The following is a 26,221-nucleotide window of genomic DNA, read 5'->3' as shown; positions in this document are numbered from 1 at the left end:
TCCCCAATGACTATATGCATAAATTAAGAAAAATTGACAAAAAAAACGTTACGGATGCAGTCATCCATAACGTTTTTTATTTAACTATCTGGATTGATCAGAATCTTCTTTTGCCCTTTCGTTAGCTTCCTCAACACTTCCCGGCTGCTCAAGTTTTACGATTAATTTCTGGCCTTCTTTTATTGGCTTGTTTACTTTAATGTTTTGTGATGCCACATATCCTGTCCCTGAATAACTGAGTTTTAATCCGGCAATCTCTGTAATTTTCATGACATCACGGATTGACCATCCTGTCATGTCAGGCATCGTCCAATTTTTTGATGTAAGAACGATCGCTTTTTCACCTTGCAGCAGCTTTTCGCCTGCTGACGGAACTTGTTTTACAATCTTATCCCCAGTTCCGATTATTACAGGGTCCACTCCGTATTTTGCGTATGCTTCACGGGCTTCAGCTGTTTTTTTGCCAATGAAATCTTCCAATTCCACTGTTTTTGACACAATGTTTTCATCTGGTTTTACATTTAAATATTGAAGGCTGTTTCGCATAACAGGATTAAAAATTTTCGATACCGGTGCGGATCCCGATTCATTGTTAAGTTTAGGCTGGGCCACTCCGACGTACACAATCAGTTCTGGATCATCTTTCGGCGCCATACCCATAAAGGAAAATAAATAATTATTAAATCCCGTTAAATATTTCCCATTATCCCCCACAAGCTGTGCGGTTCCGGTTTTCCCGGCCACATCATAGCCTTCAATATGATAAGGCCTTCCTGTACCATGCTCCGCTGTAACGACTGTCTCAAGGACATTAATGGTTTCTTCTGCTGTTTCTTTTGAAATTGGTTCACCGACGACTTCCGGCTCTGTACTCACGATCTTTTTCCCTGACGTGTCATCGATAATTTTATCGATGACGTATGGCTTCATCATTTTTCCGCCGTTAGCGATTGCGGTGGCGCCTTGTATCATTTGCATCGCATTCACCGTGGAACCTTGTCCGAATGAGGCCGTTACCTGCTCAAGCGGAAAGTTATACAATATACTTCCGGTCGCTTCGTTTGGCAGTGCTATGCCTGTAGCCTGTCCGAATCGAAAGTCTTCTAAATACTGCCGGAAAACACCCGGTGTCATTCTTTCGAGAAGATTAGCCATCGCGACGTTAGACGAACGCTGGACCCCTTCTTCGTACGTAATCATGCCCCATCCTTCACCAGCATTATGATCTCTCACGCGGTTCGGACCGACTTTATACGTTCCAGATTGATACAATTCTTTCGGGTTAAAAACACCTTCTTCAATCGCCGCCGCTAGTGTGAAAATTTTCATCGTCGAACCCGGCTCATACGAATATTCCACAAGGTCATTCATCCAGTTAGTGTCTAAACCATCACGAGTTCCAGGATGAAATGTTGGTCTTTGGCTCATGGCCAAAATTTTCCCAGTTTTCGCTTCTGCGACAATAGCAAATGATTTCGCTGGTTCATACTGCGCAGATACTTCGTTAAGTGCATCTTCAAGAAATGTTTGTATTTTGGAATCGATAGTTAAATAAATATGGTCGCCATCTTCCGGCTCCTCGACCATTTCCTGGCGATTGGGAAGCAAGTAGCCCCACAAGTCGCTCGTGTAGCGGATTTTCCCATCTTTTCCTTCCAGGTATTTTTCGTATAATTTTTCAATGCCCATTTGTCCTTGCGTATCAAACAAAAATTTCCCGTTCACTTCTTTTTCAACCTGTTGTGTAAAACCAATTAAATGAGAGGCGAATTTCCCGTTTGGATAAAATCGCTTAGACTGCCGTATAAATGTAATACCCGGCAATTTTTCGTCTTCGATTTTTCGCTTTACACTATTAGATAAACCCCTGCCGGCACTTCCAAACTCCACTTGGAAAGCACCGTCTTTTTTTAAGCGTTCTTCAATAGCTGTTTGATCCATTTCAAAATACTTTGCCAGAATTTTCGCCGTCTTTTCCGGATCTGTTACATGATTAGGCTCTTCTGGATTAGTCGTAACAGAAGGGTCTAATATAGCCGCTACTGTAAAGGACGTCGTATCTTCTGCAATTACTTCCCCATTTGTGTCGTATATCGTCCCTCTTTTCGCTTCAAGTACATCGGTACGCATATACTTCTGCAGCGCTTCGTTTTTCAGCTCATGCCCGTCCGCTTTTCCGGTTGTTTGAATAAATAAGACGCGGGTAAATAAGATAAAAAAGAGGAGGGCGAATCCAATAAAAAGAATCGCAGCTCCTGTTTTTCGGTTTTTACTATTTTCAATCATTTCGGTTCAACAACCTTAATATTTTGATCGCTTAAATCAAGACCCATTGCTTTTGCCCGTTCCCAAATTTTTTCATATGTGCTTTCTTCACTTATCTGTATTTCAAGATCATGATTTATCTTTTCCTGCTCCTGTATTTTAGCTTCCATGTCTTGTATTTGTTTGTTGGTTTCATAAATAGCCGCCTGCGTAGATATAAGTTTGGCGCTCATGAAACAGACAGTCAGCACAAAAACAAGAAATAGTACTTTCTCACCTGGTGTAAAAAACTGTTTTGTTATTTTCCGCTGCGCATTAAATTGCGTTTTTGGTTCTTCAACGGCTAGCTTTTTCGCAGTTTCGTTCATCTTTATCCCCCCTAAAAGGTTGTCTTTCTTTTTTCTGCAATACGAAGTTTTGCTGAACGCGCACGGTTATTTTCTTCTACTTCCTGTTCTTCAGGAACAATTGGTTTTCTAGTTATAAGTTTTAATACCGGTTCATATTCTTTTGGTATAACTGGCAATCCTGGCGGCAGATCTGGTCCTGTTGAAGCGTCTTTAAACACTGTTTTACAAATTCGATCTTCAAGCGAATGAAATGTAATAACACTAATTCTCCCATTCAAATTGAGCAAATCAATCGCATCATGGAGCGAACGCTCAAATACACCCAGCTCATCATTGACGGCAATTCGTATGGCTTGAAAGACACGCTTAGCAGGATGCCCCCCTTTACGTCTGGCCGGTGCTGGAATTGCTTCTTTAATTAATTCTACCAATTCACCCGTTGTTTCGATCGGTTTTAGTTCACGGGCCGCTTCAATTTTTCTTGCAATTTGCTTAGAAAATTTTTCTTCTCCGTATTTAAAAAAAATACGGACAAGCTGTTCAAATGGCCATTCATTAACAACGTCATAAGCGGTAAGCGATGCGTTTATATCCATACGCATATCCAGCGGCGCATCATGATGATAGCTAAATCCGCGTTCCGGCGTATCTAGCTGTGGTGATGAGACTCCAAGATCATATAAAATACCGTCAACACCCTTAACACCGTAGTTAGCTAGTTCTCTTTTTATGTGTTCAAAATTGCTCTTTATAAAAACAACGCGGTCACCAAACGGGGCAAGCCGATCTTTTGCATGTTCAATAGCTGTATCGTCTTGGTCAAAAACGTATAACTTCCCATTAGTCCCGAGTTGGGAGAGCAAATATTCACTATGCCCTGCTCCGCCAAGTGTACAGTCCACGTAAATGCCATCAGGCCGAATATTAAGCCCGTCGACCGTTTCACGCAAAAGCACGGTCGTATGTTTAAAATCCATGTTTATATCAGTCCAATCAAATTTATAAATCAAAGTCTGTTAAATTTTCAGCAATGTCTGAAAATGACTGTTCAGAAAGTTCAAGGTAGTTGTCCCATTTGGAAGCACTCCAAATTTCTATCCGATTTGAGACACCGACAATGACGCAATCTTTTTCAAGTGACGCATATTTCATTAGGGAATCAGACAAATTAATGCGCCCCTGCTTATCCAGGGTACAGTCATTGGCACCTGAAAAGAAGAAACGGGTAAAAGCCCTTGCATCTTTTTTTGTTAGCGGCAGAGTCAACAATTTTTCTTCAAGCGATTTCCATTCGGTTAGTGTGTAAAGAAACAAACATTCATCAAGGCCTCTCGTCACGATGAACGTTTTACCGGCATCCCCACGAAATTTTGCAGGGATTATGACTCTTCCTTTTTCATCAATCGAATGACGGTATTCGCCCATGAACATCGCTGTTTCCCCACTTTCTACACTAACTTTACCACATCCCCCCACTTTGCACCACCATTTTCATTACACCAAATCCCTTTATTTATCCTATGCCTTTTCTTCTTCTGTTCATACAAAAAAAGCCTGCCAAAAAGGCAGACTTTTTATTCATATATAAACAAGATAATGGTCCCCATTATAAACAAATGGCTGTTTTAGTAATTCATCTAAAAATTCTGGACCGTACGCATTTAAAAAAGGGTAGAGATTCCAAATTCTTTCTTGGGGCCCCCCAGGATGCAAAGCAGCTTCAATACGGTCAAATCGAAGGAGAGAAGCAGCCTGGGTTTGTTCAAGCACTGTATCGCTTTTTTTAATTAAATAGTCAATTTGCCGGGCATGGTATGCCTTGTTCTTTTCCACGATTGGCTTCAGCCCCTTATGGAGTTCCGCTGCACGATTCTCGATTTTTTCGTAGCTCGCAAATAGGGCTTCTTTCATATCAGCGACCAGTTCATGTAAATGACGGTCTCTTACGGATTCAATATAGGCTTCCTTTTCCGCTTTTACACCGAACTTTATAATATCCTGAATAGTCATATCTGTACTAGTTACTGCTCCAGCAATAGACCGTTCAATGAGGGTGATATTTACACGCGGTACAACCGGAGGCATGTTCATGTCAAAATAGTGAAACGCATCCTTCAGTTCTGCCCAATAGGCGATTTCGCCGGGTCCCGCTATAAACGCCAGTGTTGGGAATATCCATTCCTGCATCAGGGGACGGGAAACGACATTATTGCTGAAGATTTGCGGTGAGATCTCAAGCAATTGGAGCAGTTCCTCTTCCGAATATGTTTTACCGCTTTTACTTACAAAAGCATCGCCGTCTTTTTCAAGTAAATAGCGTTCACCATCTTCATTCAAAAACAGATTGGCAGGATGTTCACCTGTTTCAATAGCCGGCTTGTAGCCATCCCTTTTAACCTTTTCCTGTGAACGGGCAACAGAAGCCGCAAGCTCTTTATTTTCGACAATTAAACGTTTAAAAAAAGGAGCCTCCAGTTTCCTTAAGCCGGGGTCTGCTGCATCAATGAGCAATAGACCGTACTTGCTGAAAAGCGTTTGGGTCAATTGTGCAAAAAAAGCCGTGAAGGTTTCCTGCTGCTGAACAGCTTGGAGAACATCTTTTAACAGCTCATTCGTATACATCGTTTCCTGCATTGAGGAAAATATGGTTGTCACCCATTTTTCCATTATGCCCTTCTCATACACAGTTTCTGACGCCATTTGTTTTTTAACGAAACGCTCTGGGTAGCCCATCTTTTGCATCTGGCCATCCTTTTCAACATAAACATGATTAATTTCCAATAAGTCATGGTCTTCCCCGGCTATCCAGAAAACAGGAACAACTGGAATGCCCAGTTCTTTTTCCTGGGCCGCAGCGGTTTGTATAATTGAAATGATTTTATGTATGGAATAAAGCGGGCCTGTTAACAGTCCTGCCTGCTGTCCGCCAATAACGACAACTGATTTCTCATTTTTAAGCTTTTCGAGAGACCGTTCGATCTCGCCGGTTAATTGAAATGGTGTCATGTAGTCTCGAATGATTTGGGCAAGCTTGTCTCGTTCAAATAATCGCGTTTGTAAATCAGCCGCTCTTTTTACAAAATCAGACTGTTGAAACGGATTGTAATCAAAATACGACGCGGTTTGTTCTCTTCCGCTTATGTAGTCTTTCGCAAACTGGTTTAAGGCGGGAACAGAAATGCGTTCTTGTTCCATAAATGTACTTCCTTTCTGCGCACAATTTTCTTGTTTGAGTATACCACCTGTTGTAAGGAAAGGAAAAACAATGTGCCTGTTCCATACATAATTATTTAGGATATGGCATATAAAACTATACCGGCTTTGTGCAGTTAACACTTCGAGATCAAATTGATATAAAAGTCGGCCATGGCTAATATGACATTATGAATTTTAGCAGGTGCGATATTTTTCTTCACGATTTTCTTACTCCCATCACGTATACATTTGCAATGGGTGTACTGGGATTCTTTCTCTGGCTCGATCGTGAGCTGAATGTGTTTACACCACAAGGATCGAAGAAGAATCGTCTGCTTCTCATTACATACGACAGCCGATTCTCGCAATTGGATTTAATTTTGCCGAGAAAATTCGTAATAAACTGCTTGATATTTTATAAAAAACAGGCATTATGCCCATTTCGTCACACACAATCAGGAGGATGCCCGTGTTATTGCTGACCAAGCGATTATGATGGATAGGGGACGCATTTTGAAAACAGGCAAGCTGAACTTAATTTGACATAAGTGGCGGCATGTTTTCTTTCCCTTTGATCATGTTGTATATCATACGAAACAATGGTACATGACAACCTTTCTTTTCAGCTTCTTTTACCAATACACCAACAATCGCATCGATTTCCGTAAGACGTCCTTCTTTTACGTCTTTTAGCATAGATGATTCATTATAAGCTGTGTTTTTGCAAATCGATAGAACAGATTCAAATGTTTCTTCTTCTGATTTATACGAAAAAACAGAGGCAAACTCCCGGCAAAGATCTTTTGCGATGGATCGATAATGCTCATTTTGAGCGATTTGCCCATTCTTTACATTCAACATTGCGGTGAGGGGGTTAATAATGGCATTGGCCGCCATTTTTTCAATCATCATGTGATGAATATTTTCTCTCCATTCGAATCGAAATGAATCGGTTTGCAAATGATCAATGATTTCTTCTGTCCCGCCCCGAAATGCACCTATATTCGTTTTATTTCGTCCGTTCACTTGAATCGTCCCCCCGTTAATTTTAACGAGGCCATGTTCTACAGACGCAGTATATATATGATGATGAGGGAGCTTATCCAAAAGATCGAGATGACCCATGCCATTTTGTATAAACATGATAGAATGACTCTTTGCATTTGTTAATTCTCCCATGACGTCTTTCATATTATATTGTTTCACCGCCACTACAATAAGGTCTGCTTGTAGAGGTTGACAGCCTATTTTTTTTGATTGAATATATTGCACGTTTTCGTTCCCATTCTCAAATATATATAATCCATCACGCTGTATCATTTCCGCCTGCATGTCTGTCCTTGTCCAAAGCGTGACACAATGATCTTTGCTCCACTGTGAAGCAAAGAATAATCCCACTGCACCGCCCCCAATGATCGAAATATTCATCATTAGCCCCCCTAAAATGTAAGCGTTCTCTTACTTTCACTACAATTTTTGATTTTTATATTATATAATAGAAAGTGAACAAAAAGGGAAAGCAAGATTGCAAAGGAGGATTATACATGGGATTAAAAGTGGAAAATTTAAAAATGAATTTTAAAACGATTGAGGAATTCAAATCGTTTAAAGAGTATGGACTTGAAGAACTGTCGATGCTTGAAGAACTTGAAATATCAATGGTGGAAGACAATACAACCTCTCCTTTTTATGGGATTTATTACGGCGACCGTCTCGCTGCACGCATGTGTTTATACATTCGTGAAGATAAGCTGAACCTTATTCCAGCTAGTGAAAAATACCTTGAAATTTGGAAGCTTGAAGTGCTTCCTGATTTTCAAAAAAAAGGCCTCGGCCTTTTGCTTGTGGAGTTTGCAAAATCATTTAACTTGCCAATCATGACAAAGCCAAGAGTTAAGTCGCAGTCATTCTGGAACAAAATGAATTTTGTATCCGTATCCGAGAATAGCTCACGCCTGCTTTGGGATCCGAATGCTGTCGATACACAAAAAATAAGCTGATGAAAAAAGCTGTCTCAATGGCTGAGGCAGCTTTTATTCTTTTTTTGATAAAAAATTCGCAACAGCATCATGATGCGCTTCCTGCTCCCATAAAGCAGCACATTGCTTTATTTCCTGCTCGATTCTTTCTTTAAGACCATATGAATCCCATCTCGCTATGCGCATTTTTTTATAAGCAGTAAGCACCGTGCTATGTATCGTCAGCTCATTTTCGAAAAAACTTCTTGCCTCATCCATCCCGGCTCTTTCATCTATCATGTCAATAAAGCCGAAAACTTCAAGCTGTTCTGCATGGAACACAGCAGCTTCTGACAGCATTTTAAAGGCATAACGAGGTTCGATTCGCTCATATAAGAGGGTTCCCCCTCCCCAGCCGGTTGTAATAGACTGTCTTCCTTGAATAAATCCTATTTTCACGCCGCTCCGGGCAATACGATAGTCACATGCGGCGGCGACCTCACACCCGCCTCCTAAAGCTGTTCCGTTAAGTAAGGCAACTGTCGGTTTAGGAAGCGTTGCCAGCTCATATAAAACAGCGCCCATTTTCGACAGCATTGCATATGCTTCTTCTTCAGTGCGGAGCGAATGAAACACAGACAAATCACCGCCTGAACAAAATGCACGGTCACCTTCTCCAGTAACGGCAAGGACTCGCACGTCATCTTCTTTTGCCCGTTCAACCGCTTCTTTCAGTCCAGTCATTACAGTATAATTGACGGCATTGCGCTTCTCAGCACGCGTTATGGTGAATAACAGAATTCCGCTTTGTTCATCCAGCTTGATCGTGTATTCCATTTCCAATGACCCCCTTTTTCAATATTTTAGCGCTTTCACAGAAAGAAAAACAAGCACAAAAAAAGCAGAGAGCCATGGCCTCTCCGCCTTTTTTGAAAGATTTGATGGTCGTCTTATTTGCTAACGACTTCTTTACCTTTATATGTTCCGCACTCTTTGCACACGCGGTGCGCAAGTTTCATTTCACCGCAGTTCGGGCAAGAAACCATACCCGGCACTTGTAGTTTGAAGTGCGTACGGCGTTTGTTTTTGCGTGTAGTGGATGTTCTTCTAAAAGGTACTGCCATGTGATATACACCTCCTTAAAGGAATAAAAACTATATGAAGCCAGAATAGCTGTACTTCTCGATTACTCTTCATTAGACGTAAAGAAGTTTTGCAGTCCCGCTAAACGCGGATCAACGCTCGGCTTCTCTTTTTCAGGAAGCTCGTCTTCTTCTTCAAAAAACGTCCAATCTTTCCCTGACTGCACAACATGCTTGTCTGCGTCTTCACTAAAAATCTGCATCGGTATTTCCAGGATGATCGCTTCTTCTAGAATCGGCCGTAAATCAATCACGTTTCCTTCTGGAAGGTGAACATCTTCTGCTTCATAAGACTCCCCTTCTTCCGGTTTCAAAAGAAACGTTTCTGTCAACGGGAGATCAAACGGGTACGATACGTCAACAAGCGTTCGTGAACACGGCACTACCATTTCTCCTGTTGCTTTCACATGGAAAACAACCTGGTCATGGCGAATATCCGCGCGGCCTGTTATATGAACAGGTGAAATGCGGCGAATATCGTTATCGAGCGTCGTCAGTTCGGTTAAATCAACTTTTTCGTCGATTTCAAGACCGCGGTCGCGGTATTTTTGCAATTGTATTATTGACCATTTCATTTAATCACCTCAAGGCAACAAAAGTAATTATAGCCCTCTCCAGATAGAATGTCAATATATTTTCTTTACAGTGAAAAGCCGGTTTGACTTTTTCGCCACCATCTTTGAAAATGAAGATACATTCACGTTAAGAAAGGAATTATTTCATGAACGCAGCCGGTATTGTCGTTGAATACAATCCATTCCATAATGGCCATCTTTATCATGTAAACGAAACGAGGCGCCAGTCAAATGCAGATGTGATCATTGCTGTGATGAGCGGCTCTTTTTTGCAGCGCGGAGAACCAGCCCTCGTCGATAAATGGACGCGTACAAAAATGGCGCTTCATAACGGAGTTGATATCGTAGTTGAACTCCCGTATGCGTTTTCCACACAAAAGGCAGAGATCTTTGCCTCCGGCGCCATTCAAATCCTCCATCATTTAAAATGCCAGTCGTTCTGCTTCGGCAGTGAAACAGGCCGAATCGAGCCATTTACAATATCAGCCGACCGTCTTAATGAAAAAAAACAAGCATTAGATGAATGGGTCCATTTATTTATGAAAAAAGGAAGCAGTTATCCCGTCTCACAGACGCTGGCAAGAGAAAAAATTTTTTCCGATGACCCTCTGCCGCTAGACCTGTCCAAGCCAAATAATATTCTCGGTTTTCATTATTTGACTGCAAATAATGCACTGCCAAATCCTATGAAGCCTATGACAATTTTGCGAAAAGGACCTGGTTATCACGATCAAAAGGCTTCTGGTCATATTGCCAGCGCAACAGCAATTAGAAAATTATTATTTGACCATAAAGAAGTAGATGATTTTTTACCTGATTCTGTCCGCTCCTTTTTAATGGAACAACAAGATATCGGTCTACTCCATTCTTGGGATCTATACTGGCCTTTGTTGCGATACCGGCTTCTTTCCATTCATCCAAATGATCTTGAAACGATTTATGAAATTGAAGAAGGTATTGGTCCAAGAATTATGAACGCGGCATTAAAAAGCGGATCGTTTCAATCATTTATGGAGCAGGTGAAAACAAAACGCTACACATGGACAAGGTTACAGAGAATGATGACACATGTATTAACAAATACAACAAAGCAGGAAATGCAAACTGCTTTGAAAAACTTATCCTTTGTACGCCTTCTTGGAATGAACGGCAATGGACGTTCATATATCCGGTTAATTAAAAATGAGATCACTGTCCCTCTTATATCCCGGACAGCAGCCGGTACGCCTTTTCTGGAACTTGACATTAAAGCATCCCGAGTATATGCTTCGGCCCCTTCTGCACCTGCTCACTATACAGAACGGCTTCTCAATCACGAATTTTCAGCACCACCAATATTATTTTGAAACCGCCCTATTCGACAGATAAGAAACTGCGTCTGAAAATGTTTTGACCGGTACAATTTTCATGTTGGTCTTAATATCTTCAGCCGCTTTTTTTGCTTGCTCATAATTGGTTGGCAAATCCTTCATCTCTTCCGGTAATTCATCGTCAGGGGCAAAAAAGACTTCTGCACCCGCACGGTCAGCAGCAACAACTTTTTGCTCGATACCGCCTATTCTGCCAACTGTTCCATCGGATGAGATCGTTCCGGTTCCCGCAATTCGAAGCCCTGCTGCAATGTCATCTTCCAGTAGCTGGTCATAAATTTCCAAGGTGAACATAAGACCCGCTGATGGTCCCCCAATTTCTTCGGCTTCAAGGTTAACCTCTGGATCACTTTTCAGTACACGGTCATCAGCAAGACTAATACCGAGCCCTGATTTTCCGTCAAGTTCTGCGAACGCTTTTAATTCAATTTCTGCTTCGTTTTGCTTCTCTTCCCGCTCATATTTTACGGTGACAGTTTCTCCTGGTTCTTTTGATTGGACATAGTCTGTCATATTTTTCGATTGTTTAACTTTCTGACCATCGATTCCAATTATACGGTCACCTGCTTCAAGTACGTCTTCTGCCGGCATGTCAGGATAAACAGCAAGTACCTTTATGCCCTGATATAGCCATTCGTACGTTTTGCCCGCTTCATCGAATGCAACCGTAATCGCGTTTTGCTGGGAACTATCCATTAGATGGACTTGTCTGGCGTTATATTCACTATCTGACTCATGTGGATACCGTACGTCTTCTTTCGGCAATATTTCTTCATAATCTTTGATATACGCCCAGATGTAAGAATAAATATTGGCCGGTCCCATACGGATTGTTGTTAGCATGAATGTCCCCGTATCATTTTCATCACCGCCGTCTACATGAACGATTGGATCAAGTTCATGTCCATCACCCGGTTTTGTAATATAGTACGGAAGCGGAATAAATGCTGCCGTAATAATCGCGATCAATAATAGATATGTGACCGCTGTTCGTTTATTTTTCACCTTTGTTCTTCCTTCCATGCAGAAATCATCTCTTTTATCGCAGCTACATGTTCTCTCGCTGACTGTTCGCCTGCTGCAATAATATTCGGTATGTGTGTAAAAGCGCGCGAATTGTATGAATCAACAGACGGCCGAATCATTAAATTCGATGCAAGTGTTCTGCTTTCAATTATCTCAAGCTGTAAAATATCAATGCTTTGCATAATAACGTCAAATATTGTCGTCATTTCCGCATTTTTTTTCACCGATGCAACATCAACACCGATCACTATATCAGCACCCATTTCTTTTGCAACAGACACAGGCACACGGTCGATCACACCACCATCAACAAGCAGCCTCCCCCCAATTTTTTCTGGAACAAATATGCCTGGAATCGCGATGCTTGCACGGACTGCTTCATCAATCGGCCCTTTTGTAAAAACTACTTTTTCCGCTGCTTTTATATCCGTTGCAATAATGGCTAGCTGGACGTTTAACTCTTCAATATGTTTTCCATGTGTAAACAGACGGATAAGGTCTTTTATTTTTCTTCCGGCAATAAAGCCCATTTTCGGCACGATCCAATCAAGAAAAAATTTCCGTTGAAATGCGGACGATAATTTATATAATTGATCCATCGTATGACCAGCCCCGTATAATGCGCCTACAAGCGCACCCATACTGCTGCCTGCAATGATATGAACAGGAATATTTTCCTCCTGAAACACTTTTAGAACGCCAACATGAGCAAATCCTCTTGCGCCCCCCGATCCAAGTGCTAAACCTATTTTGGGCTCATCTGTCATGAAAAACACCTCCAGTTCACCATACGTCAGTCTATTCTTCTTTACCATGCATATCTTTTCGTACAGGCTCTTTTTTATTGTACAAAAAACAAAGCAAGAAAACTGCATTTTCGCTCGGGAGGCTGCATTTAATGAATCGTGTTTCGTGGAAAACGTCTTTTGCCGCTGTAACTGTAACTCTATTGACCGCTTCGCTCCTTTTTTTTTCTTCGAACGGACTAAACGCGGCGAGAGTAGGAATGGACATGTGGTGGAAAACCGTTTTTCCATCCCTGCTTCCTTTTTTTATTTTAACCGAGTTGCTTCTCGGCCTTGGTGTTGTAGCCTTTTTTGGTTCTCTTACAGAAAAAGTGATGCGTGTTCTCTTTCGTCTTCCTGGACCTGCAGGTGTTGCCTGGATTCTCTCCCTTGCTTCTGGATTTCCTACCGGCGCAAAACTCGCGGCCAGACTTAGAGCTGATAACACAATTACACAAATTGAAGCGGAGCGGCTTCTTGCGTTTGCCCACTCCTCCAATCCATTATTTATATTAGGTGCTATTGCAAGCGGTTTTCTTCAAGATCCAGACACTGGATTTTTACTTGCGGCCGCTCATTACATGGCTGCGTTTTTCGTTGGAATCACGATGCGCTTTTATGGTGGACAGACCCCTGTTTCACCCTCCGTATCAACAGGGGCGATCGAATCATTTTTTTTAGCGCGCAAGGAGGACGGACGGGCATTTGGCACCTTGATTGCTGACGCAGTCATTTCTTCTGTGCAGACGCTCATGCTCGTCGGAGGGTTTATCGTCTTTTTTTCTGTCATGACAGAGTTGCTGAAAATTAACGGAATCTTTTCAGCTGTTTCTTTTTTATTTTTAAAAGCGGGGGTGGATATATCCATGACTGCCCCGCTGATTACTGGTCTAATCGAACTCACTGCTGGTGCAAAACAGGCATCGAGTATGAACGGAGATTCGGCTGACATCCTGCTGATCATCAGCTTTATGCTGGCGTTTAGCGGCTTTAGTGTTCACGCACAAGTAGCATCAATTATAAGCGAAACCGACATACGGTACGGCCCCTTTTTCTTTGCGCGCATCCTCCATAGTATATATGCCGTCATCATTACGTTCTTGCTAATCAAAAAACCGACTGCAACAGTCGTTTCCGTTTCCGCTATTCCACCTGAAAAAGGCATGATGATGACCGTTTTATGTTTGGCAATTACTTCGATTTTGCTCACTTTTCAATATAAAAACAGCCGTCACAAAAGAAATTAATTTCTTTCGTGTCAGCTGTTTTTATGCTGTTGGCCCTGTCAGCCGTTTATGAATGAGTGCTTCCTCGACCACTTTCGGAACAAGATCTGAAATATCCGCACCATATTTCGCCACTTCTTTCACAATGCTGGAACTTAAAAATGAATATTGACTATTGGTCATCATAAAAAATGTTTCCAATTGATCGTCAAGAACGCGGTTCATCGATGTAATCTGCATTTCATATTCAAAATCAGATACAGCACGCAATCCCCTTAAAATCGCATTGGCATTCACTTCTTTTGCATAGTCCACGAGAAGACCTTGATAATGATCCACTTCCACATTTGGAATATGAGCGGTCACATGGCGAATTAATTCCGCTCTTTCCTCTGCTGAGAATAACGGTTTTTTTGATGAATTGCTTAAGATCACGACAAACACTTTATCAAAAACTTTTGCCCCCCGCTGAATAATATCGAGATGTCCGTTGGTGATTGGATCAAAGCTCCCTGGACATACTGCCACACTCGCCATCATTATTCCTCCCCATCAATCGCCCATTTGTAAATAGAAATAGAAATTATTCCGTACGTTTCAAATCGAACTCGTTCAAAAGGACCCGCAGCATCAGGCAATACTATGTTTGCACCGTGTTCACACATAATAAATCCACCTGTTGAAAGCATCTTCTGCTCACCGATATATTGAAGCATGGACTCAAGTTTTTGTTTTTGATAAGGGGGATCTAGGAAAATACCATCAAAGACGATTTCACGCTTTAAAACCGCTTTTAAAGCGCGTTCCGCTTCATTACGGTATACTTCAGCAGCATCGCTGAATCCGGAAGCACGAAGATTTTCTTTCACGGTTTGAATCGCTTTCATATCCCGGTCTACAAAAATCACCCGCTCAAACCCTCTACTGAGCGCTTCTATGCCAAGCCCGCCTGAACCTGCAAATAAATCGAGGGCTATCCCTCCATCAAAATAAGGACCGATCATATTAAAAATGGATTCTTTTACTTTGTCAGTAGTCGGCCGGGTATCTTTGCCTGGTACTGCTTTTAGAGAAAGTCCTTTTTTTGTTCCAGAAATAATTCTCATTCTATCCAACCTGCCATTCGTTTTTCTTCGTATATGGTAACATAAACACGCAAGTGAATCTACATCACAAAAAAGAAACCTTGTCTATATTCGACAAGGTTTATAATCCATAAGACTGCAAATTAATTTGTCCGGGTGTTTCCTGTACTTCGACTAAAAAGATTTTCTGAAACCAGATCTTATCGATATATGTTGTACCGTTTATATTTTGTAGAGCGGTACCGTAAAGTGCATAAGTATGTTCATTAAATAAAACGCGGTTTTCTCTTAAATAAAACCGGAACGTTTCAAAGTCTTTTTTCATGAGCAGCTCGCCTTCCGACAGTTCTTGAACGGAATAACCAAGTGCGGCAGCTGCGTCTTTCAACGGCACATACAGAAGCCCATCTTTGTTTGTCATATGAAATGAGGCTTCTTTTTCACCTTCAATTGTAACCGGACGGCTGTCGAAAAAAAGAAGCGGTGAAACAGCGGTATCACTCTTTTTATTTACCGAAAAGAAGTTGGTATCTTCATCCTTTACCGAACCCAACAGCTCATCAAGCTTTCCTGCACTCACTTCTTTTCCATTAAAAAGCTTCAGTTGCTTTAGCCATTCTTCATATTCTGTTTCTGTCAAATTGTCGGCGATCACTTTTTTCATATTTGATGCTTTCACAAAGCCGGATTGGGAATCATATAAAGAAACAGCAATGAAAGAAGCAAGCCACTTTTCATCATCCTGAAAAATAAAATGCTGCGCTGTATAATCGTCAATAATCTGATTTCGAATTGACTGCAATCCGTTTGCATTTTGAACAAATGTTAAGCCGGTAAATTCAGCTGGTTCGACATTTTTGGTAATGACGACGGTATGCGGTTCGACATTTTCTTCCGCAAAAGGTAAAGTAAATGAAGCAGCCGAAGATTCGATATTTCCCTCACCGTAAACTGTTAAAACCGGTGATATCTCCGTTTTGGCAAGTGGTCCCTTTTGCCAGTAAAGCGTTGCTGCAGCTGATTCCCCTTCGAATGAATAAAAGTCAATGATCGACTTTTGTTTTGCTGCGGTCTGTTTAAGTGATGACACCCACTCCCCATTCCGCTTCGTATAATCCGTAACCATTAAAGAAGATGATGTGACGGTAACATCGGACAACACAGCATACCAGTTATTCAGCAAAAATGAATGGGCAGATGGAGAGGCGGGAAGATTATAACTGATTGTCACTTCCTCTCCACTTACTTCTATTAATCCAGACTGACCGCCGATTTCACAATTGTCCCCTTTTGAACAAGTGACCTTCTCTGCATCTGCTGGAAGCTTTACCGTTAATTTTTCTTTCTCCGGCAATGAGTGAATGGTCTGATTCACATCAAAACCGTCTTTCTTTACGTATAATTCAATTTCCTGTGCGGAAAGAATATTTTCTGATGCTTCCGATAACTTTTCATAGCCAATCCATTGAATTGTTAATAAAACCCCGGAGACAATAAGCAGCGACATACTAAATAACAGGACTTTCTTCACTTATTTGCCCGACTCCTTTTAGGAAAGATGACTTAAATTTATCATATCAAATTTTTTCGTGTATGATGATGAAATTTATTATAATAAGGTGAACAGTTTTTGTCTATGAAAAAGAATTGACGTAATAGGAGGAATCAAAATTGATTCAACGATTTATTGAACTCGGGGAAGGATATTCGGATTTGTATGAACTGATTGACCTGTCAAAAAGAGCAGAACAGCGCGTTGTCCATTTCCTTGCTCTTCATTCAACCATTAATGAGCGAAATGTCACATCGTGTGCCGTTGTCTTGGCACCGACAAAACCTGGAGATTTCCAGCCGATCTACATATGCAGGGAGGGAATTCCATATCCTCATGAAAAACCGAATGAGCGGTACAGCATGTTTGAGCAGGCTGCAAATTCTCTGCATAAATCTGTCATTGAACTAAATGTAAAACCCTCCACCGCATTTGCGGAAAAAGCGCTTTATTATCAATATGTAACCGGCATTTTAAGGCTTAATCACTTTATTCCACCACTTCAATAAAAAAGGATCTGTCCTTGAGACAGATCCTTCTTTTTTATACACCAATTTTATAATCATATTCTTTTGCTTTATCTGGACGTGAATTTTCATAGTCCACTTTTAAAAACGGCTTCTCTGAAAAATCTACTTTTTTCACAAAAGAAAAGGAAGCAATTTTCTCAGCAAGCACCGCTATATCCGACTGATCGCAATAGAGAACAACGTATTTCATTTTTTTTGATACGTAATGAACATTCCCAAATTTCCGTAATGATTTTGCGGGCTTAAGAGAATGAAGCCATACAATTAACGCCTGTCGTTCCGTTAACATATTCCGCCCCCCGGCAATAGATTTTTTTATCCCGTACAAACTAGGAACACTGCATGTAAACCCTATATTACGGGGTCGGTCTAAGCTTAAGAAGTATGTTCCTTGATTCATCGGAAAAACACTGTATACTTTATGCAGAGCATCCGCACGAGCTGCCACTTCCGCAGCTGCCGCATCCGCTTGAAAATATTGAACCCGCGCCTGGTACTTTTACCTGTTCAGAAACTGACCGGGCAACAATCAGGCTTACATCATCAAGAAGCTGCTGCAACTCTGTTTCAGCCTGTCTAAACGCAGCGACATGTTCATCCATATCCATCTCTCGCTTTGCCTGTCGTGTTTCCATCATAATCTTTTTATAATCAGGATGATAGCGGCCAAACCGCTGCACATCATCGTATTGATCTTTTAAACGGCTAAACGCATAAATTTTTCGTTTTACCGATTCAACTGAATATAGCTTTTTGTAGCAGTTACGGTATTTAATAGCCGTTTCGGACTGAAGAATCATGTTCCCCAGTTCATCTGCTGCATCCGCGACATTGATGAGTTCCATCGTTGTTGCAATCATATGATGCACCTCCATCGACTTATTTTACCATACAATTTCACTCTCCGGTAAAGTTTTGTGTGTAATGTTTTCGGTAAACACCCGTTCCAAGTGAAGAGTAGGATTCACTTAGTATTATTTCGCGATGTTCCTGAGTATTAAGCCATCCTTCCATTGCTGCGGCAGCATCAACATAGTTGGCGGCAATATTTTCTTCAGCCGACCCATATTCAACTCCGGATCGTTCAAGCCGATCTTCAAGCTCGCCATATTGAGGTGACTCATGATCAAAATAACCGGCTTCAAACATATCTTTGCTATGATTTTTCGCTGCCATTGCAGCACCTGGGTTCCAATCAAGCGAAGACAAGCCAGACCTGCCTCTCATTACATTAGTAATCTCATACATTTGCTGCTCACTGCCTCTTTCAATGTGCACCCATTCGGACCGGCCAGGCGAAGGTACTTCCGGCTTTGATCCTTGATACACCAATTCATAAGGCTGCATTTTCAGTAGGACATCCTTTGTCATAAACCGAACGGCAGAAAGAGTACCCGTAAACTGGTCAATGTACAACTGCGCATAAAAAGAACCGATTCTTACAAGGGGACGGACATTCAAGTCTTCCTCTGATAATTCAAAGCGATAATAGCTTTCATTCGCATTGACCACAATTTCTGTTTCGGGATACCGTGAACGAAAAATTTCGCTCGATGGAATCCCAAGTGTAAAGGGATCAGTATCTGTACTTCCTGTCGCATAAACCGTTACCACGTTTTGATTTTCTACCCCTGCAAGAAAATACGTGTTTTCTGTTTGATAAACCCACCACTCATAACCATAAGCAGAAGGTTCTTTCCTTAGTGGAGGACCGTAATGATGCAGCAATGTTTCTATTGACTTTCCAATTAATGAACCAACTCCAGAATCCGGTACTTTTTCAGCTGTTGTTTCTTTTTCCGGTTCTACCAATCCACTGTTGACAGCAGGGGGTTGGGGCATCGTTTCTTTTGATTCTTCAAGTGCTTTATCTGTATAAATGCCTGCTAGCATAATAAGTAAGAATACAATCAATATTTTAATAACGGAACGCAGAAAATCTCCTCCTTCATCCATCGACTGACACAATAACTGTTCTTACATCAGTATATCATTACACATTCATGATTGAAAAAAACTTTCGATTTCAACTTTTCAAAATTGTCACGTACATTATCTTGAAGCCGATTGCATGAAAGCGAAATATCGACTATTATGGAAGATGAAGCAATTACACGATACAAATGCAGGAGGGAACTTTTTTCATGAAATTTGAAAATACGGGTATAGAAAAAACACAAATTGATTTAAACCGTCTGACGTACATTATGGAACAGCATGGAATGGTGCTAGCAGGTCAGTGGGATTATGAACGTGTTACATATGATCGCAAATTCGAATTAAAAGAAGGCGTATATTATCTCCGTGTATCTGGTTTCGCCGTCCAAGGTGATGTCGGTGCAGATGATGCAGTTATTGAGCTGATGACACCGCTTCTAGGTAAGCATTATTACCCACACGGTGTTGAATACGGTGATGATGAATACTATCCTGAATCACTTGTTAAAACATGTGAAAAGCTTCTGGCTGATATTAAAGCAGAAAGCGTTCATTACGTGTAAAAAAAAGCTTTCCCCCTTTAATGGAGGAAAGCTTTTTTTATGATCCGAGAATCGCTTTAAAGACTGAAGTAGTCGGGCCGCCTTTGTAAAAAACGTACAAAAGCAAGTAAACCGCAACTCCTGTAATCGCCGTAAAAAACCAGATTACGCTTGTATATGGTCCAATTTTACGATGGCGGATTATATTATTTTTCAAACCGCTCACAATGGACACAATACCGAAAACGGCTCCTGTTGTCGCAAGGCAAATGTGAAAAATAAGAAAAATTGTGTAATATATTTTTATATCATCAGGACCGCCAAAAGCAGTATTTCCTATGAATAGTGTACGGCTGGCATAGATGATGAAAAAGCTAAGGGCAAAAACTCCCGCAAGCAGCATCGTTTTTTTGTGCTGTTCAACTTTCCGCTGCTTAATTTGCAGCCAGCCAATCGCAACAGTAATTGCACTAAGTGCAATAAATACTGTACTGATTGTCGGCAAAATCGGTAACGACATGTATACTCCTCACTTCCATTATGTATGAGGCAAACAAAAACGCCTCGTCATTTTCTTTGTCTCTTAAGATATTGTGTTATTATGGCGTGCAAGCGCGGCTTCTGTAATTTGATCCGCCTGCTCTTCCTCTTTACGGAACCATTCAAAAAACACTTGGGCCAACACTACACCATAAACAATTTCTTGAATCACTTTCATGACAATGCCGCCAGTTTTTTGATCTTCTAATGGGGGCATATTTGAAAATAATTCAGGGCCGCTTAAATTCAAACCAGAAAGAGTTGAAGGCGGTACACATAGTTCCATTGCTTTCAACCATGTAGAGCCATCAGTATATGTAGCATATAACGGTGCCGCCGCAAAAATAATCAATGCACAAGCGGGGGTCAAAAGTATCCCATTTGCAAAGATGTAGCCTACTTTCTTCAGCCCATGCAAACCATGACCTTCCGGCTGTTCATTAACGAGCGGCCACCACATGAAGATTGCAAAGAAAAACAGAACAACTGTATATAAACTATGAAGCACCGCACTCATTTTAATGAAATCAAAGATAAGCGGGATATGGTAAAACGAAAACAAGCCATTAAAAAAGATAAGGGCAATCAGCGGACGAGTAGCAAACGAAAATACCGGACGAATTACAGGCATTTCAATCACTGCTTTCCAGACCCACCAAGGAATGGCTTTAATTAGCAGCGGCGGAACAACAAGGTATAAAATCCCCATTTGAATCATATGATATGTCATCATGATGTGTCCTAATAAATCAATTGGGGATCCTTTAACAGCAAAAAGGACAACTATTGCCGTCAAAAACAAAACGGCCTGCCTTTTAGTCAGCGGTTCACTATGAATAAAATTCTTTCTCCATTTAACCGTCAAAAGGAAAAAGAGGACAGTCATAAACAGAAGGATAACAATAAACAAAGGACTCCAAAGAGCCTGGAAACCAAATATTCCAATTGGCATCATTTTATTCACCTCAATGTTTTGTGATGCTTTCTTCATTATAACCCTCAAAAAAGGATGATTCAACGTTATGTATTGACAAGTTCATGACAGAAAAAAAGTGTTCCTCCAAAAGGGGGAACACTTTTCATTCTTACCACCAAATAATTGTCAAGAAAGTAAGGATTGTAAGGAAGGCCACGAAAATACCTGACCACATAAACAGTTGCGGCGCTTCATGTCCTTTATGACTCATGTGCATGAAATAATACAGTTGAAATGCAACTTGGACGCATGCTAGAAGCAATACAAATGGTATGATGAACCATTTAGAGAATCCTGCTCCTACTGCAGCAAAAGCTAGAACTGTAAAGAAAATCATCAACGTAAAAGTGATGACTTGCATTCTCATTTCATCAGCACTTTTCTTACGGCGGTATTCGTAGTTAACTTTAGGATCACCTGAATTTGATTGTAAATTCGCCATCTGTTATCCCACCATTCCCATTAAGTATACAACCGTGAAGATAAACACCCAGACAACATCAATGAAATGCCAATAAAGGCTTGCAAGATAAAACTTCGGTGCGTTGTACAAATTCAATCCACGCTTTGCGTTGCGTATCATTAACGCAATAATCCATGCAAGTCCGAACACAACGTGCCCGCCATGGAAACCAACTAACATGTAAAACGCCGAACCAAATGCGCTGCTTGTAAACGTATGTCCAAATTCATGGTAGTAATGATTAAATTCATAAATCTCACATGCAAGGAATGCGAGACCAAGAACCACCGTAATAAATAGCCATGTTTGCATTTTTTTGAAGTTGTAATTCTTCATATGGTACATCGCAAACACGGAAGTTAATGAGCTTGTTAATAGAAGCATTGTCATTAAGAACACAAGCGGTAGTTCAAATAAATCCTTCGCCAGTGCATGATCTGGACTCGGAACACTATCTTTTAACGCTAAATATGTAGCGAAAAGTGATGCAAACAATACGGTCTCGCCGCCAAGGAAAAACCAAAAACCTAAAAACTTGTTTTTGCCTTCCAGGGTCGCCTGTTCAGGTGACACAGGCCACGTCTGCGGACTGAATTTTTCTTCAGCTGCCATTATCGTGTTCCCCCTTTGTCAGCGTCATCAAGTAAATCTTCTTTATGAATATGATAACCATGATCATCCTTGATTGAACGATACAGCATGGAACCAAATGTAATAGCCATTCCAATGATCAAAACTGGAATTGCCCATGGTTTATCATCTACCTGATACATTGCACCAAATGCAGCAATGAATAAGCCAAGAGATATTAAAAATGGTGCAAATGCATTATTAGGCATATGAATGTCACCAATCGGTTCAGCCGGTGTCATTTCTGTTTTGCCTTCCATTTTCTCAATCCAGAATGCATCTAAGCCTCGCACAAGCGGAAGCTGTTTGAAATTGTAAAATGGTGCTGGTGAAGGAATTGCCCACTCAAGTGTACGGCCATCTTTCCATGGGTCTCTGCCAACTTGTACATTTTTCACTTGTGTATTCACAACATTAATTAAAAAGATGATCACGCCGGCAGCCATAAATGCAGCACCAATTGAGCTGATTAAGTTTCCAGTTTCTAAACCCTGCCCCGGAAGGAATGTCCACACACGGCGCGGCATCCCCATAAGACCAAGGAAATGCTGGATAAAGAACGTTAAATGGAAACCTGTAAAGAATAACGCAAATGTAATTTTACCTAATCTCTCGCTCAACATCGTTCCAAACATAAGCGGCCAGTAAAAATGGCAGCCTGCTAAAAGAGCAAGCACAACACCACCGACGATTACATAATGGAAGTGAGCTACGATAAAGTAACTGTCATGGAACTGGTAATCGGCAGGAGCCGCAGCCTGCATAACCCCTGTTACACCACCCATAACGAATGAAGGAATAAATGAAACGGCATAGAGCATCGGTACAGTAAACGTAATTTTACCGCCCCATATTGTCATAATCCAGTTAAAGATTTTAATACCTGTTGGTACAGCAATAGCCATTGTAGCTACAGCGAAAATGGCATTCGCAATTGGACCCAATCCTGTTGTGAACATGTGGTGAGCCCATACCATGAAACCAAGGAAACCGATCAAAACCGTTGCGAATACCATAGATGAGTATCCAAACAAACGCTTTCTTGCAAACGTCGGGAAAATTTCAGAGAAAATACCAAACGCCGGCAAAATTAAAATGTATACTTCCGGGTGACCAAAAATCCAGAAGAAATGCTCCCAGATGATTGTGTTACCGCCTGCAGCAACATCAAAGAAACCAGAACCAAACATACGGTCAAACATCATCATGAACAAGCCGACTGTTAGCGGCGGGAATGCGAAAAGAATAAGCGCTGATGCAACAAACGTTGTCCAAGTAAACAGCGGCATTCTCATATAAGTCATACCCGGTGCACGCATATTGATAATGGTAACGAGGAAATTAATCCCCCCCATTAATGTACCGAAGCCGGAAATTTGGAGTCCGAGAACGTAAAAGTCAACTCCGTGTCCTTCTGATGCTAGTGATAATGAAGCGTAAGATGTCCAGCCTGCATCAGGAGCGCCTCCCAAAAACCAGGAAAGATTCAAGAAAAGACCCCCGAAAAAGAACAGCCAGAAACCTAATGCATTAATAAATGGAAACGCAACATCGCGTGCGCCAATTTGAAGCGGCATAACCGCATTCATAAATGCAAACAAGAGCGGCATAGCTGCCAGGAAAATCATCGTCGTACCGTGCATCGTAATAATTTCATTAAAAAGACCGGCACTAACAAAATCATTATTTGGTACAGCCAGCTGAATACGAATCATCATCGCTTCAATACCACCGATAAGGAAGAAAAGACCTCCGGCGATTAAATAAAGGATTGCGATTTTTTTATGGTCAACTGTCGTTAAGTATTCCCAAACTGTACCGGCAAATCCCCGTTTTTGCGTGTGTGCAATGGTACTCAACGGTTTTACCTCCTTTTAGGTATTTCAATAGATTATTGTTCTACTTTTAGACCCATTAAGTAAGCAGCAAGCTGATCTAATTCTTGATCAGATAACTCACCATATGTGCCTGTCATTTTATTGCCTGGCTTATACTTCTCAGGATCTTCCAGCCAGTTCTTCACTTCTTCCTCATTGTGTTCAAGAATCCCCGCGACAAGTTCACGATCACCAAAGTTCGCAAGGTTCGGTGCAAGACGCGCTTGTTCCGGACGTTCATCTGCAGCAGTAACAGCATGACAGCTTAAGCATTTTTGCTTAAAGATTTCTTGTCCGGCAGCAGCCTCAGGATCTGTTGGTGTTGATTCTTTAGTCGATTTCATAGCAGTTACCCATTGATCAAACTCATCTTGCGGAATCGCTTTTACTTTAAAGTCCATCAACGCATGGGATGGTCCGCAAAGCTCCGCGCACTTCCCATAAAAAATATTTCCAGCTTCAGACGCTTTTTCATTGTCAAATTCAAGCCAGATTTTATTAACGTTTTCAACATTCGTATCGATTTTTCCGCCCGCAGCCGGAATCCAGAACGAATGCTTAACATCTGATGCTTTTACATTAAAATACACTTTTTGGTCGGTTGGAACGACAAGATCCTGACTTGTTACAATACCTTGATTCGGATATTCAAATTCCCACCAATACAAGCTTGCTCGAACATTGACAACAAGTGCATCAGTAGTACCATCTTCATTCTTTTTATCCATCGCTTTCGTATCGGCAAGGTCAAACGTTGCGATAACCGTTGGAATAGCAAGAATGATGAGGAGCAGAATCGGAATAACCGTCCAAACGATCTCTAAAGTATGACTTCCTTCAACCTGTTTCGGGATTGAATCGTCACCCTTTTTGCGGCGGAACTTAATGACAGCAACAGCGAACATAATCGATACAACGATGACAACGCCAACCATGATCACAGTACTTAGAATCATGAGATCATACGCGATTTGACCTGCTTCTCCGGCTGGTCTCAACGTTGAAAGAAATGGTTCGCCACAGCCAGACAGAACAAGCGCCAGCAGGCCAAAAACCGTCAAAAGACGCCATTTTGTTAGCTTCTGTTTCATAGCTTATTACTACCCCTCTTTCATATAAATTTCTAGACTAATAGTGCTTATATATGGATTTCTTCAAAAAGAAAGAACTCCCATCCTCAAATAACAGTCACTATGACCATCGAAACAAACGTAATTGTTAAATATTGAAGTGAGTAGACAAACATATATCTTGCCCATTTCAAATCGTCTTTCGTTTTAAACCCTGAGATCGCCAATGCTACCCAGCCGATGTTTAAAAGCGTTGCCAATATAACAAATGCGCCACCGAGATCCATCATAAAAAAAGGAAGCGGCAGCAGGAACAACGTCCATGCAAACATATGACGTTTAGTTACCGCAAACCCTTTCACAGTTGGCAGCATGGGAATACCTGCTTTCCGGTACTCTTCACTCCGCTTCATTGCAAGTGCATAGAAGTGAGGAGGCTGCCAGATGAACATTATTAAAAACAGCATCCAGGCAAGCACATCGAGTGTCGAATCAACAGCTGCCCAACCGATTAATGGCGGAACGGCTCCTGATATACTTCCGACAATTGTATTGTTTACATGACGGCGTTTTGACCACATCGTATAGATGACGACGTAACTTACTATACCAATTATACCGATTATACCGGCTGTGAACGTTGTCAAAAATAAAAGCGCTGATCCTGTTATGACGAGCGCTAGTCCAATCATTAACACTTTTGAATAGCTAATTTTCCCTGTCACAGTCGGTCGAGCTTTCGTCCGCTCCATTAGCGGATCAATATCCCTGTCTATGTAATTGTTTAAACTTGCAGAACCAGCGATTATAAGTGCCGATCCGAGCAATGTAAAAGCTATAGTATCAAGGTTGGCCAAGAACGGGATATCATTCATAAAAAAAGCCAGCCACATACCAGTAAAAACCGTAATCAAATTCGAATTAACAATGCCGATTTTAATGAGTGCCATAAAATCTTTCATGGCTGTCGTTTCAGGCACATTTGTTTTTTTTATCGTCGTTGCGACACGCGACACCATTTCCCCCCCCTCTCTGGTAAACAGATCCTCTTTTTCTACTATAAAGGATAAAGCCGCGCTTTTCTACACTATGTTTGAACATTTTGAAACTAATAGGGGTACTACTC

29 protein-coding genes are annotated in these 26,221 nt (G+C 41.3%); 5 read left to right on the top strand and 24 right to left on the bottom strand.

Annotation, left to right across the window (positions count from 1 at the left end; genetic code table 11):
• Positions 1-84: 84 nt before the first annotated feature.
• The 6 genes from BTO28_RS00260 to BTO28_RS00235 all read right to left on the bottom strand — a co-directional run bounded on the left by BTO28_RS00260 (position 85) and on the right by BTO28_RS00235 (position 7,238).
• On the bottom strand, positions 85-2,286 hold the full coding sequence (locus BTO28_RS00260) for a penicillin-binding protein (RefSeq protein WP_083711198.1): 2,202 nt from the start codon (positions 2,284-2,286) through the stop codon (positions 85-87).
• The gene (gene ftsL, locus BTO28_RS00255) at positions 2,283-2,633 is read right to left on the bottom strand and encodes a cell division protein FtsL (RefSeq protein ID WP_076762851.1); all 351 of its coding nucleotides are present in this window, start codon (positions 2,631-2,633) and stop codon (positions 2,283-2,285) included. Before ftsL ends, BTO28_RS00260 begins: the two co-directional genes overlap by 4 nt.
• Before the next feature lie 11 nt (positions 2,634-2,644).
• Positions 2,645-3,592: a 16S rRNA (cytosine(1402)-N(4))-methyltransferase RsmH gene (gene rsmH / locus BTO28_RS00250; protein ID WP_076762850.1), complete on the bottom strand. Its 948-nt coding sequence runs from the start codon at positions 3,590-3,592 to the stop codon at positions 2,645-2,647.
• Positions 3,593-3,614: 22 nt separating this feature from the next.
• Positions 3,615-4,046 (bottom strand): division/cell wall cluster transcriptional repressor MraZ, encoded by a 432-nt coding sequence (mraZ, locus tag BTO28_RS00245; RefSeq protein ID WP_076763407.1) that lies wholly within the window; start codon positions 4,044-4,046, stop codon positions 3,615-3,617.
• A gap of 147 nt (positions 4,047-4,193) precedes the next feature.
• Complete coding sequence (gene bshC, locus BTO28_RS00240) at positions 4,194-5,810, bottom strand: bacillithiol biosynthesis cysteine-adding enzyme BshC (RefSeq protein ID WP_076762848.1); 1,617 nt, start codon at positions 5,808-5,810, stop codon at positions 4,194-4,196.
• A 534-nt stretch (positions 5,811-6,344) separates the two neighbouring features.
• Positions 6,345-7,238 carry a ketopantoate reductase family protein gene (locus tag BTO28_RS00235; protein ID WP_076762846.1) on the bottom strand — a complete coding sequence of 298 codons (894 nt, stop codon included), beginning with the start codon at positions 7,236-7,238 and terminating at the stop codon, positions 6,345-6,347.
• Between the two features lie 116 nt (positions 7,239-7,354).
• On the opposite strand from BTO28_RS00235, the gene BTO28_RS00230 reads away from it, so the two are divergent.
• A complete protein-coding gene (locus BTO28_RS00230) occupies positions 7,355-7,810 on the top strand; it encodes a GNAT family N-acetyltransferase (protein WP_076762844.1) in 456 nt (151 codons plus the stop codon).
• 33 nt (positions 7,811-7,843) lie between these two features.
• Here BTO28_RS00230 and BTO28_RS00225 read toward each other — a convergent pair whose 3' ends face one another.
• The 3 genes from BTO28_RS00225 to BTO28_RS00215 form a co-directional block, all read right to left on the bottom strand.
• Complete coding sequence (locus BTO28_RS00225) at positions 7,844-8,605, bottom strand: enoyl-CoA hydratase/isomerase family protein (protein WP_076762842.1); 762 nt, start codon at positions 8,603-8,605, stop codon at positions 7,844-7,846.
• 113 nt (positions 8,606-8,718) lie between these two features.
• The gene (rpmF, locus tag BTO28_RS00220) at positions 8,719-8,892 is read right to left on the bottom strand and encodes a 50S ribosomal protein L32 (RefSeq protein WP_073711095.1); all 174 of its coding nucleotides are present in this window, start codon (positions 8,890-8,892) and stop codon (positions 8,719-8,721) included.
• Between the two features lie 62 nt (positions 8,893-8,954).
• Positions 8,955-9,485: a YceD family protein gene (locus BTO28_RS00215; RefSeq protein ID WP_076762841.1), complete on the bottom strand. Its 531-nt coding sequence runs from the start codon at positions 9,483-9,485 to the stop codon at positions 8,955-8,957.
• Between the two features lie 146 nt (positions 9,486-9,631).
• On the opposite strand from BTO28_RS00215, the gene BTO28_RS00210 reads away from it, so the two are divergent.
• The gene (locus BTO28_RS00210) at positions 9,632-10,831 is read left to right on the top strand and encodes a nucleotidyltransferase (RefSeq protein ID WP_076762839.1); all 1,200 of its coding nucleotides are present in this window, start codon (positions 9,632-9,634) and stop codon (positions 10,829-10,831) included.
• Here BTO28_RS00210 and BTO28_RS00205 read toward each other — a convergent pair.
• Both BTO28_RS00205 and BTO28_RS00200 read right to left on the bottom strand, forming a co-directional pair.
• The gene (locus tag BTO28_RS00205; RefSeq protein WP_076762837.1) at positions 10,823-11,878 is read right to left on the bottom strand and encodes a SepM family pheromone-processing serine protease; all 1,056 of its coding nucleotides are present in this window, start codon (positions 11,876-11,878) and stop codon (positions 10,823-10,825) included. The two genes, BTO28_RS00210 and BTO28_RS00205, sit on opposite strands and share 9 nt — an antisense overlap.
• Positions 11,857-12,648 carry a patatin-like phospholipase family protein gene (locus BTO28_RS00200; RefSeq protein ID WP_076762835.1) on the bottom strand — a complete coding sequence of 264 codons (792 nt, stop codon included), beginning with the start codon at positions 12,646-12,648 and terminating at the stop codon, positions 11,857-11,859. The genes BTO28_RS00205 and BTO28_RS00200 overlap by 22 nt, the downstream gene beginning before the upstream one ends.
• 131 nt (positions 12,649-12,779) lie before the next feature.
• Between BTO28_RS00200 and ylbJ the strand changes: the two genes are divergently transcribed.
• Positions 12,780-13,913 carry a sporulation integral membrane protein YlbJ gene (gene ylbJ, locus BTO28_RS00195; RefSeq protein WP_076762833.1) on the top strand — a complete coding sequence of 378 codons (1,134 nt, stop codon included), beginning with the start codon at positions 12,780-12,782 and terminating at the stop codon, positions 13,911-13,913.
• A gap of 21 nt (positions 13,914-13,934) precedes the next feature.
• Here the strand turns inward: ylbJ and coaD are convergent, their stop codons facing one another.
• The 3 genes from coaD to BTO28_RS00180 all read right to left on the bottom strand — a co-directional run bounded on the left by coaD (position 13,935) and on the right by BTO28_RS00180 (position 16,508).
• Positions 13,935-14,429, bottom strand: a complete 495-nt coding sequence (coaD, locus tag BTO28_RS00190; RefSeq protein WP_076762831.1) for a pantetheine-phosphate adenylyltransferase — start codon at positions 14,427-14,429, stop codon at positions 13,935-13,937.
• Between the two features lie 2 nt (positions 14,430-14,431).
• On the bottom strand, positions 14,432-14,998 hold the full coding sequence (gene rsmD / locus BTO28_RS00185; RefSeq protein WP_076762829.1) for a 16S rRNA (guanine(966)-N(2))-methyltransferase RsmD: 567 nt from the start codon (positions 14,996-14,998) through the stop codon (positions 14,432-14,434).
• A gap of 100 nt (positions 14,999-15,098) precedes the next feature.
• Positions 15,099-16,508, bottom strand: coding sequence for a stalk domain-containing protein (locus BTO28_RS00180; protein ID WP_076762827.1), 1,410 nt, complete (start codon positions 16,506-16,508; stop codon positions 15,099-15,101).
• 140 nt (positions 16,509-16,648) lie between these two features.
• Here BTO28_RS00180 and BTO28_RS00175 point away from each other — a divergent pair, with 140 nt between their 5' ends.
• Positions 16,649-17,038, top strand: coding sequence for a DUF7147 family protein (locus BTO28_RS00175; protein WP_076762825.1), 390 nt, complete (start codon positions 16,649-16,651; stop codon positions 17,036-17,038).
• Positions 17,039-17,072: 34 nt separating this feature from the next.
• On the opposite strand, the gene BTO28_RS00170 is transcribed toward BTO28_RS00175, so the two are convergent.
• The 3 genes from BTO28_RS00170 to BTO28_RS00160 form a co-directional block, all read right to left on the bottom strand.
• The gene (locus BTO28_RS00170) at positions 17,073-17,348 is read right to left on the bottom strand and encodes a YlbG family protein (protein WP_076762823.1); all 276 of its coding nucleotides are present in this window, start codon (positions 17,346-17,348) and stop codon (positions 17,073-17,075) included.
• 130 nt (positions 17,349-17,478) lie between these two features.
• Positions 17,479-17,919 carry a YlbF family regulator gene (locus BTO28_RS00165; protein WP_076762822.1) on the bottom strand — a complete coding sequence of 147 codons (441 nt, stop codon included), beginning with the start codon at positions 17,917-17,919 and terminating at the stop codon, positions 17,479-17,481.
• Between the two features lie 37 nt (positions 17,920-17,956).
• Positions 17,957-19,015 (bottom strand): CAP domain-containing protein, encoded by a 1,059-nt coding sequence (locus tag BTO28_RS00160; RefSeq protein WP_083711192.1) that lies wholly within the window; start codon positions 19,013-19,015, stop codon positions 17,957-17,959.
• A gap of 188 nt (positions 19,016-19,203) precedes the next feature.
• Here BTO28_RS00160 and BTO28_RS00155 point away from each other — a divergent pair, with 188 nt between their 5' ends.
• Positions 19,204-19,560, top strand: a complete 357-nt coding sequence (locus tag BTO28_RS00155) for a YugN family protein (protein WP_076762820.1) — start codon at positions 19,204-19,206, stop codon at positions 19,558-19,560.
• Between the two features lie 37 nt (positions 19,561-19,597).
• On the opposite strand, the gene BTO28_RS00150 is transcribed toward BTO28_RS00155, so the two are convergent.
• The 7 genes from BTO28_RS00150 to cyoE form a co-directional block, all read right to left on the bottom strand.
• Positions 19,598-20,059, bottom strand: a complete 462-nt coding sequence (locus BTO28_RS00150; RefSeq protein WP_076762818.1) for a DUF420 domain-containing protein — start codon at positions 20,057-20,059, stop codon at positions 19,598-19,600.
• A gap of 63 nt (positions 20,060-20,122) precedes the next feature.
• Positions 20,123-21,031, bottom strand: a complete 909-nt coding sequence (gene ctaG / locus BTO28_RS00145) for a cytochrome c oxidase assembly factor CtaG (protein WP_076763403.1) — start codon at positions 21,029-21,031, stop codon at positions 20,123-20,125.
• A gap of 133 nt (positions 21,032-21,164) precedes the next feature.
• On the bottom strand, positions 21,165-21,497 hold the full coding sequence (ctaF, locus tag BTO28_RS00140; RefSeq protein WP_076762817.1) for a cytochrome c oxidase subunit IVB: 333 nt from the start codon (positions 21,495-21,497) through the stop codon (positions 21,165-21,167).
• 3 nt (positions 21,498-21,500) lie between these two features.
• Positions 21,501-22,130: a cytochrome (ubi)quinol oxidase subunit III gene (locus BTO28_RS00135; RefSeq protein WP_076762815.1), complete on the bottom strand. Its 630-nt coding sequence runs from the start codon at positions 22,128-22,130 to the stop codon at positions 21,501-21,503.
• Entirely contained in the window at positions 22,130-24,007 is a 1,878-nt protein-coding gene (gene ctaD, locus BTO28_RS00130) for a cytochrome c oxidase subunit I (protein ID WP_076762813.1), read from the bottom strand. Before ctaD ends, BTO28_RS00135 begins: the two co-directional genes overlap by 1 nt.
• Positions 24,008-24,039: 32 nt before the next feature.
• A complete protein-coding gene (gene coxB, locus BTO28_RS00125) occupies positions 24,040-25,116 on the bottom strand; it encodes a cytochrome c oxidase subunit II (RefSeq protein ID WP_076762811.1) in 1,077 nt (358 codons plus the stop codon).
• 86 nt (positions 25,117-25,202) lie between these two features.
• Positions 25,203-26,114: a heme o synthase gene (cyoE, locus tag BTO28_RS00120; protein ID WP_076762809.1), complete on the bottom strand. Its 912-nt coding sequence runs from the start codon at positions 26,112-26,114 to the stop codon at positions 25,203-25,205.
• Between the last annotated feature and the right edge of the window lie 107 nt (positions 26,115-26,221).

It is taken from the genome of Domibacillus epiphyticus (genome assembly GCF_001975785.1).
GTDB classification, from domain to species: domain Bacteria; phylum Bacillota; class Bacilli; order Bacillales; family Domibacillaceae; genus Domibacillus; species Domibacillus epiphyticus.
This window is presented reverse-complemented; position numbering and strand designations above follow the sequence as displayed.

Coding starts and splice junctions, on each gene's coding strand:
- BTO28_RS00260 (WP_083711198.1), bottom strand. CDS start 2,286: ATGATTGAAAATAGTAAAAACCGAAAAACAGGAGCTGCGATTCTTTTT.
- ftsL (WP_076762851.1), bottom strand. CDS start 2,633: ATGAACGAAACTGCGAAAAAGCTAGCCGTTGAAGAACCAAAAACGCAA.
- rsmH (WP_076762850.1), bottom strand. CDS start 3,592: ATGGATTTTAAACATACGACCGTGCTTTTGCGTGAAACGGTCGACGGG.
- mraZ (WP_076763407.1), bottom strand. CDS start 4,046: ATGTTCATGGGCGAATACCGTCATTCGATTGATGAAAAAGGAAGAGTC.
- bshC (WP_076762848.1), bottom strand. CDS start 5,810: ATGGAACAAGAACGCATTTCTGTTCCCGCCTTAAACCAGTTTGCGAAA.
- BTO28_RS00235 (WP_076762846.1), bottom strand. CDS start 7,238: ATGAATATTTCGATCATTGGGGGCGGTGCAGTGGGATTATTCTTTGCT.
- BTO28_RS00230 (WP_076762844.1), top strand. CDS start 7,355: ATGGGATTAAAAGTGGAAAATTTAAAAATGAATTTTAAAACGATTGAG.
- BTO28_RS00225 (WP_076762842.1), bottom strand. CDS start 8,605: ATGGAATACACGATCAAGCTGGATGAACAAAGCGGAATTCTGTTATTC.
- rpmF (WP_073711095.1), bottom strand. CDS start 8,892: ATGGCAGTACCTTTTAGAAGAACATCCACTACACGCAAAAACAAACGC.
- BTO28_RS00215 (WP_076762841.1), bottom strand. CDS start 9,485: ATGAAATGGTCAATAATACAATTGCAAAAATACCGCGACCGCGGTCTT.
- BTO28_RS00210 (WP_076762839.1), top strand. CDS start 9,632: ATGAACGCAGCCGGTATTGTCGTTGAATACAATCCATTCCATAATGGC.
- BTO28_RS00205 (WP_076762837.1), bottom strand. CDS start 11,878: ATGGAAGGAAGAACAAAGGTGAAAAATAAACGAACAGCGGTCACATAT.
- BTO28_RS00200 (WP_076762835.1), bottom strand. CDS start 12,648: ATGACAGATGAGCCCAAAATAGGTTTAGCACTTGGATCGGGGGGCGCA.
- ylbJ (WP_076762833.1), top strand. CDS start 12,780: ATGAATCGTGTTTCGTGGAAAACGTCTTTTGCCGCTGTAACTGTAACT.
- coaD (WP_076762831.1), bottom strand. CDS start 14,429: ATGGCGAGTGTGGCAGTATGTCCAGGGAGCTTTGATCCAATCACCAAC.
- rsmD (WP_076762829.1), bottom strand. CDS start 14,998: ATGAGAATTATTTCTGGAACAAAAAAAGGACTTTCTCTAAAAGCAGTA.
- BTO28_RS00170 (WP_076762823.1), bottom strand. CDS start 17,348: ATGTTAACGGAACGACAGGCGTTAATTGTATGGCTTCATTCTCTTAAG.
- BTO28_RS00165 (WP_076762822.1), bottom strand. CDS start 17,919: ATGATTGCAACAACGATGGAACTCATCAATGTCGCGGATGCAGCAGAT.
- BTO28_RS00160 (WP_083711192.1), bottom strand. CDS start 19,015: ATGGATGAAGGAGGAGATTTTCTGCGTTCCGTTATTAAAATATTGATT.
- BTO28_RS00155 (WP_076762820.1), top strand. CDS start 19,204: ATGAAATTTGAAAATACGGGTATAGAAAAAACACAAATTGATTTAAAC.
- BTO28_RS00150 (WP_076762818.1), bottom strand. CDS start 20,059: ATGTCGTTACCGATTTTGCCGACAATCAGTACAGTATTTATTGCACTT.
- ctaG (WP_076763403.1), bottom strand. CDS start 21,031: ATGCCAATTGGAATATTTGGTTTCCAGGCTCTTTGGAGTCCTTTGTTT.
- ctaF (WP_076762817.1), bottom strand. CDS start 21,497: ATGGCGAATTTACAATCAAATTCAGGTGATCCTAAAGTTAACTACGAA.
- BTO28_RS00135 (WP_076762815.1), bottom strand. CDS start 22,130: ATGGCAGCTGAAGAAAAATTCAGTCCGCAGACGTGGCCTGTGTCACCT.
- coxB (WP_076762811.1), bottom strand. CDS start 25,116: ATGAAACAGAAGCTAACAAAATGGCGTCTTTTGACGGTTTTTGGCCTG.
- cyoE (WP_076762809.1), bottom strand. CDS start 26,114: ATGGTGTCGCGTGTCGCAACGACGATAAAAAAAACAAATGTGCCTGAA.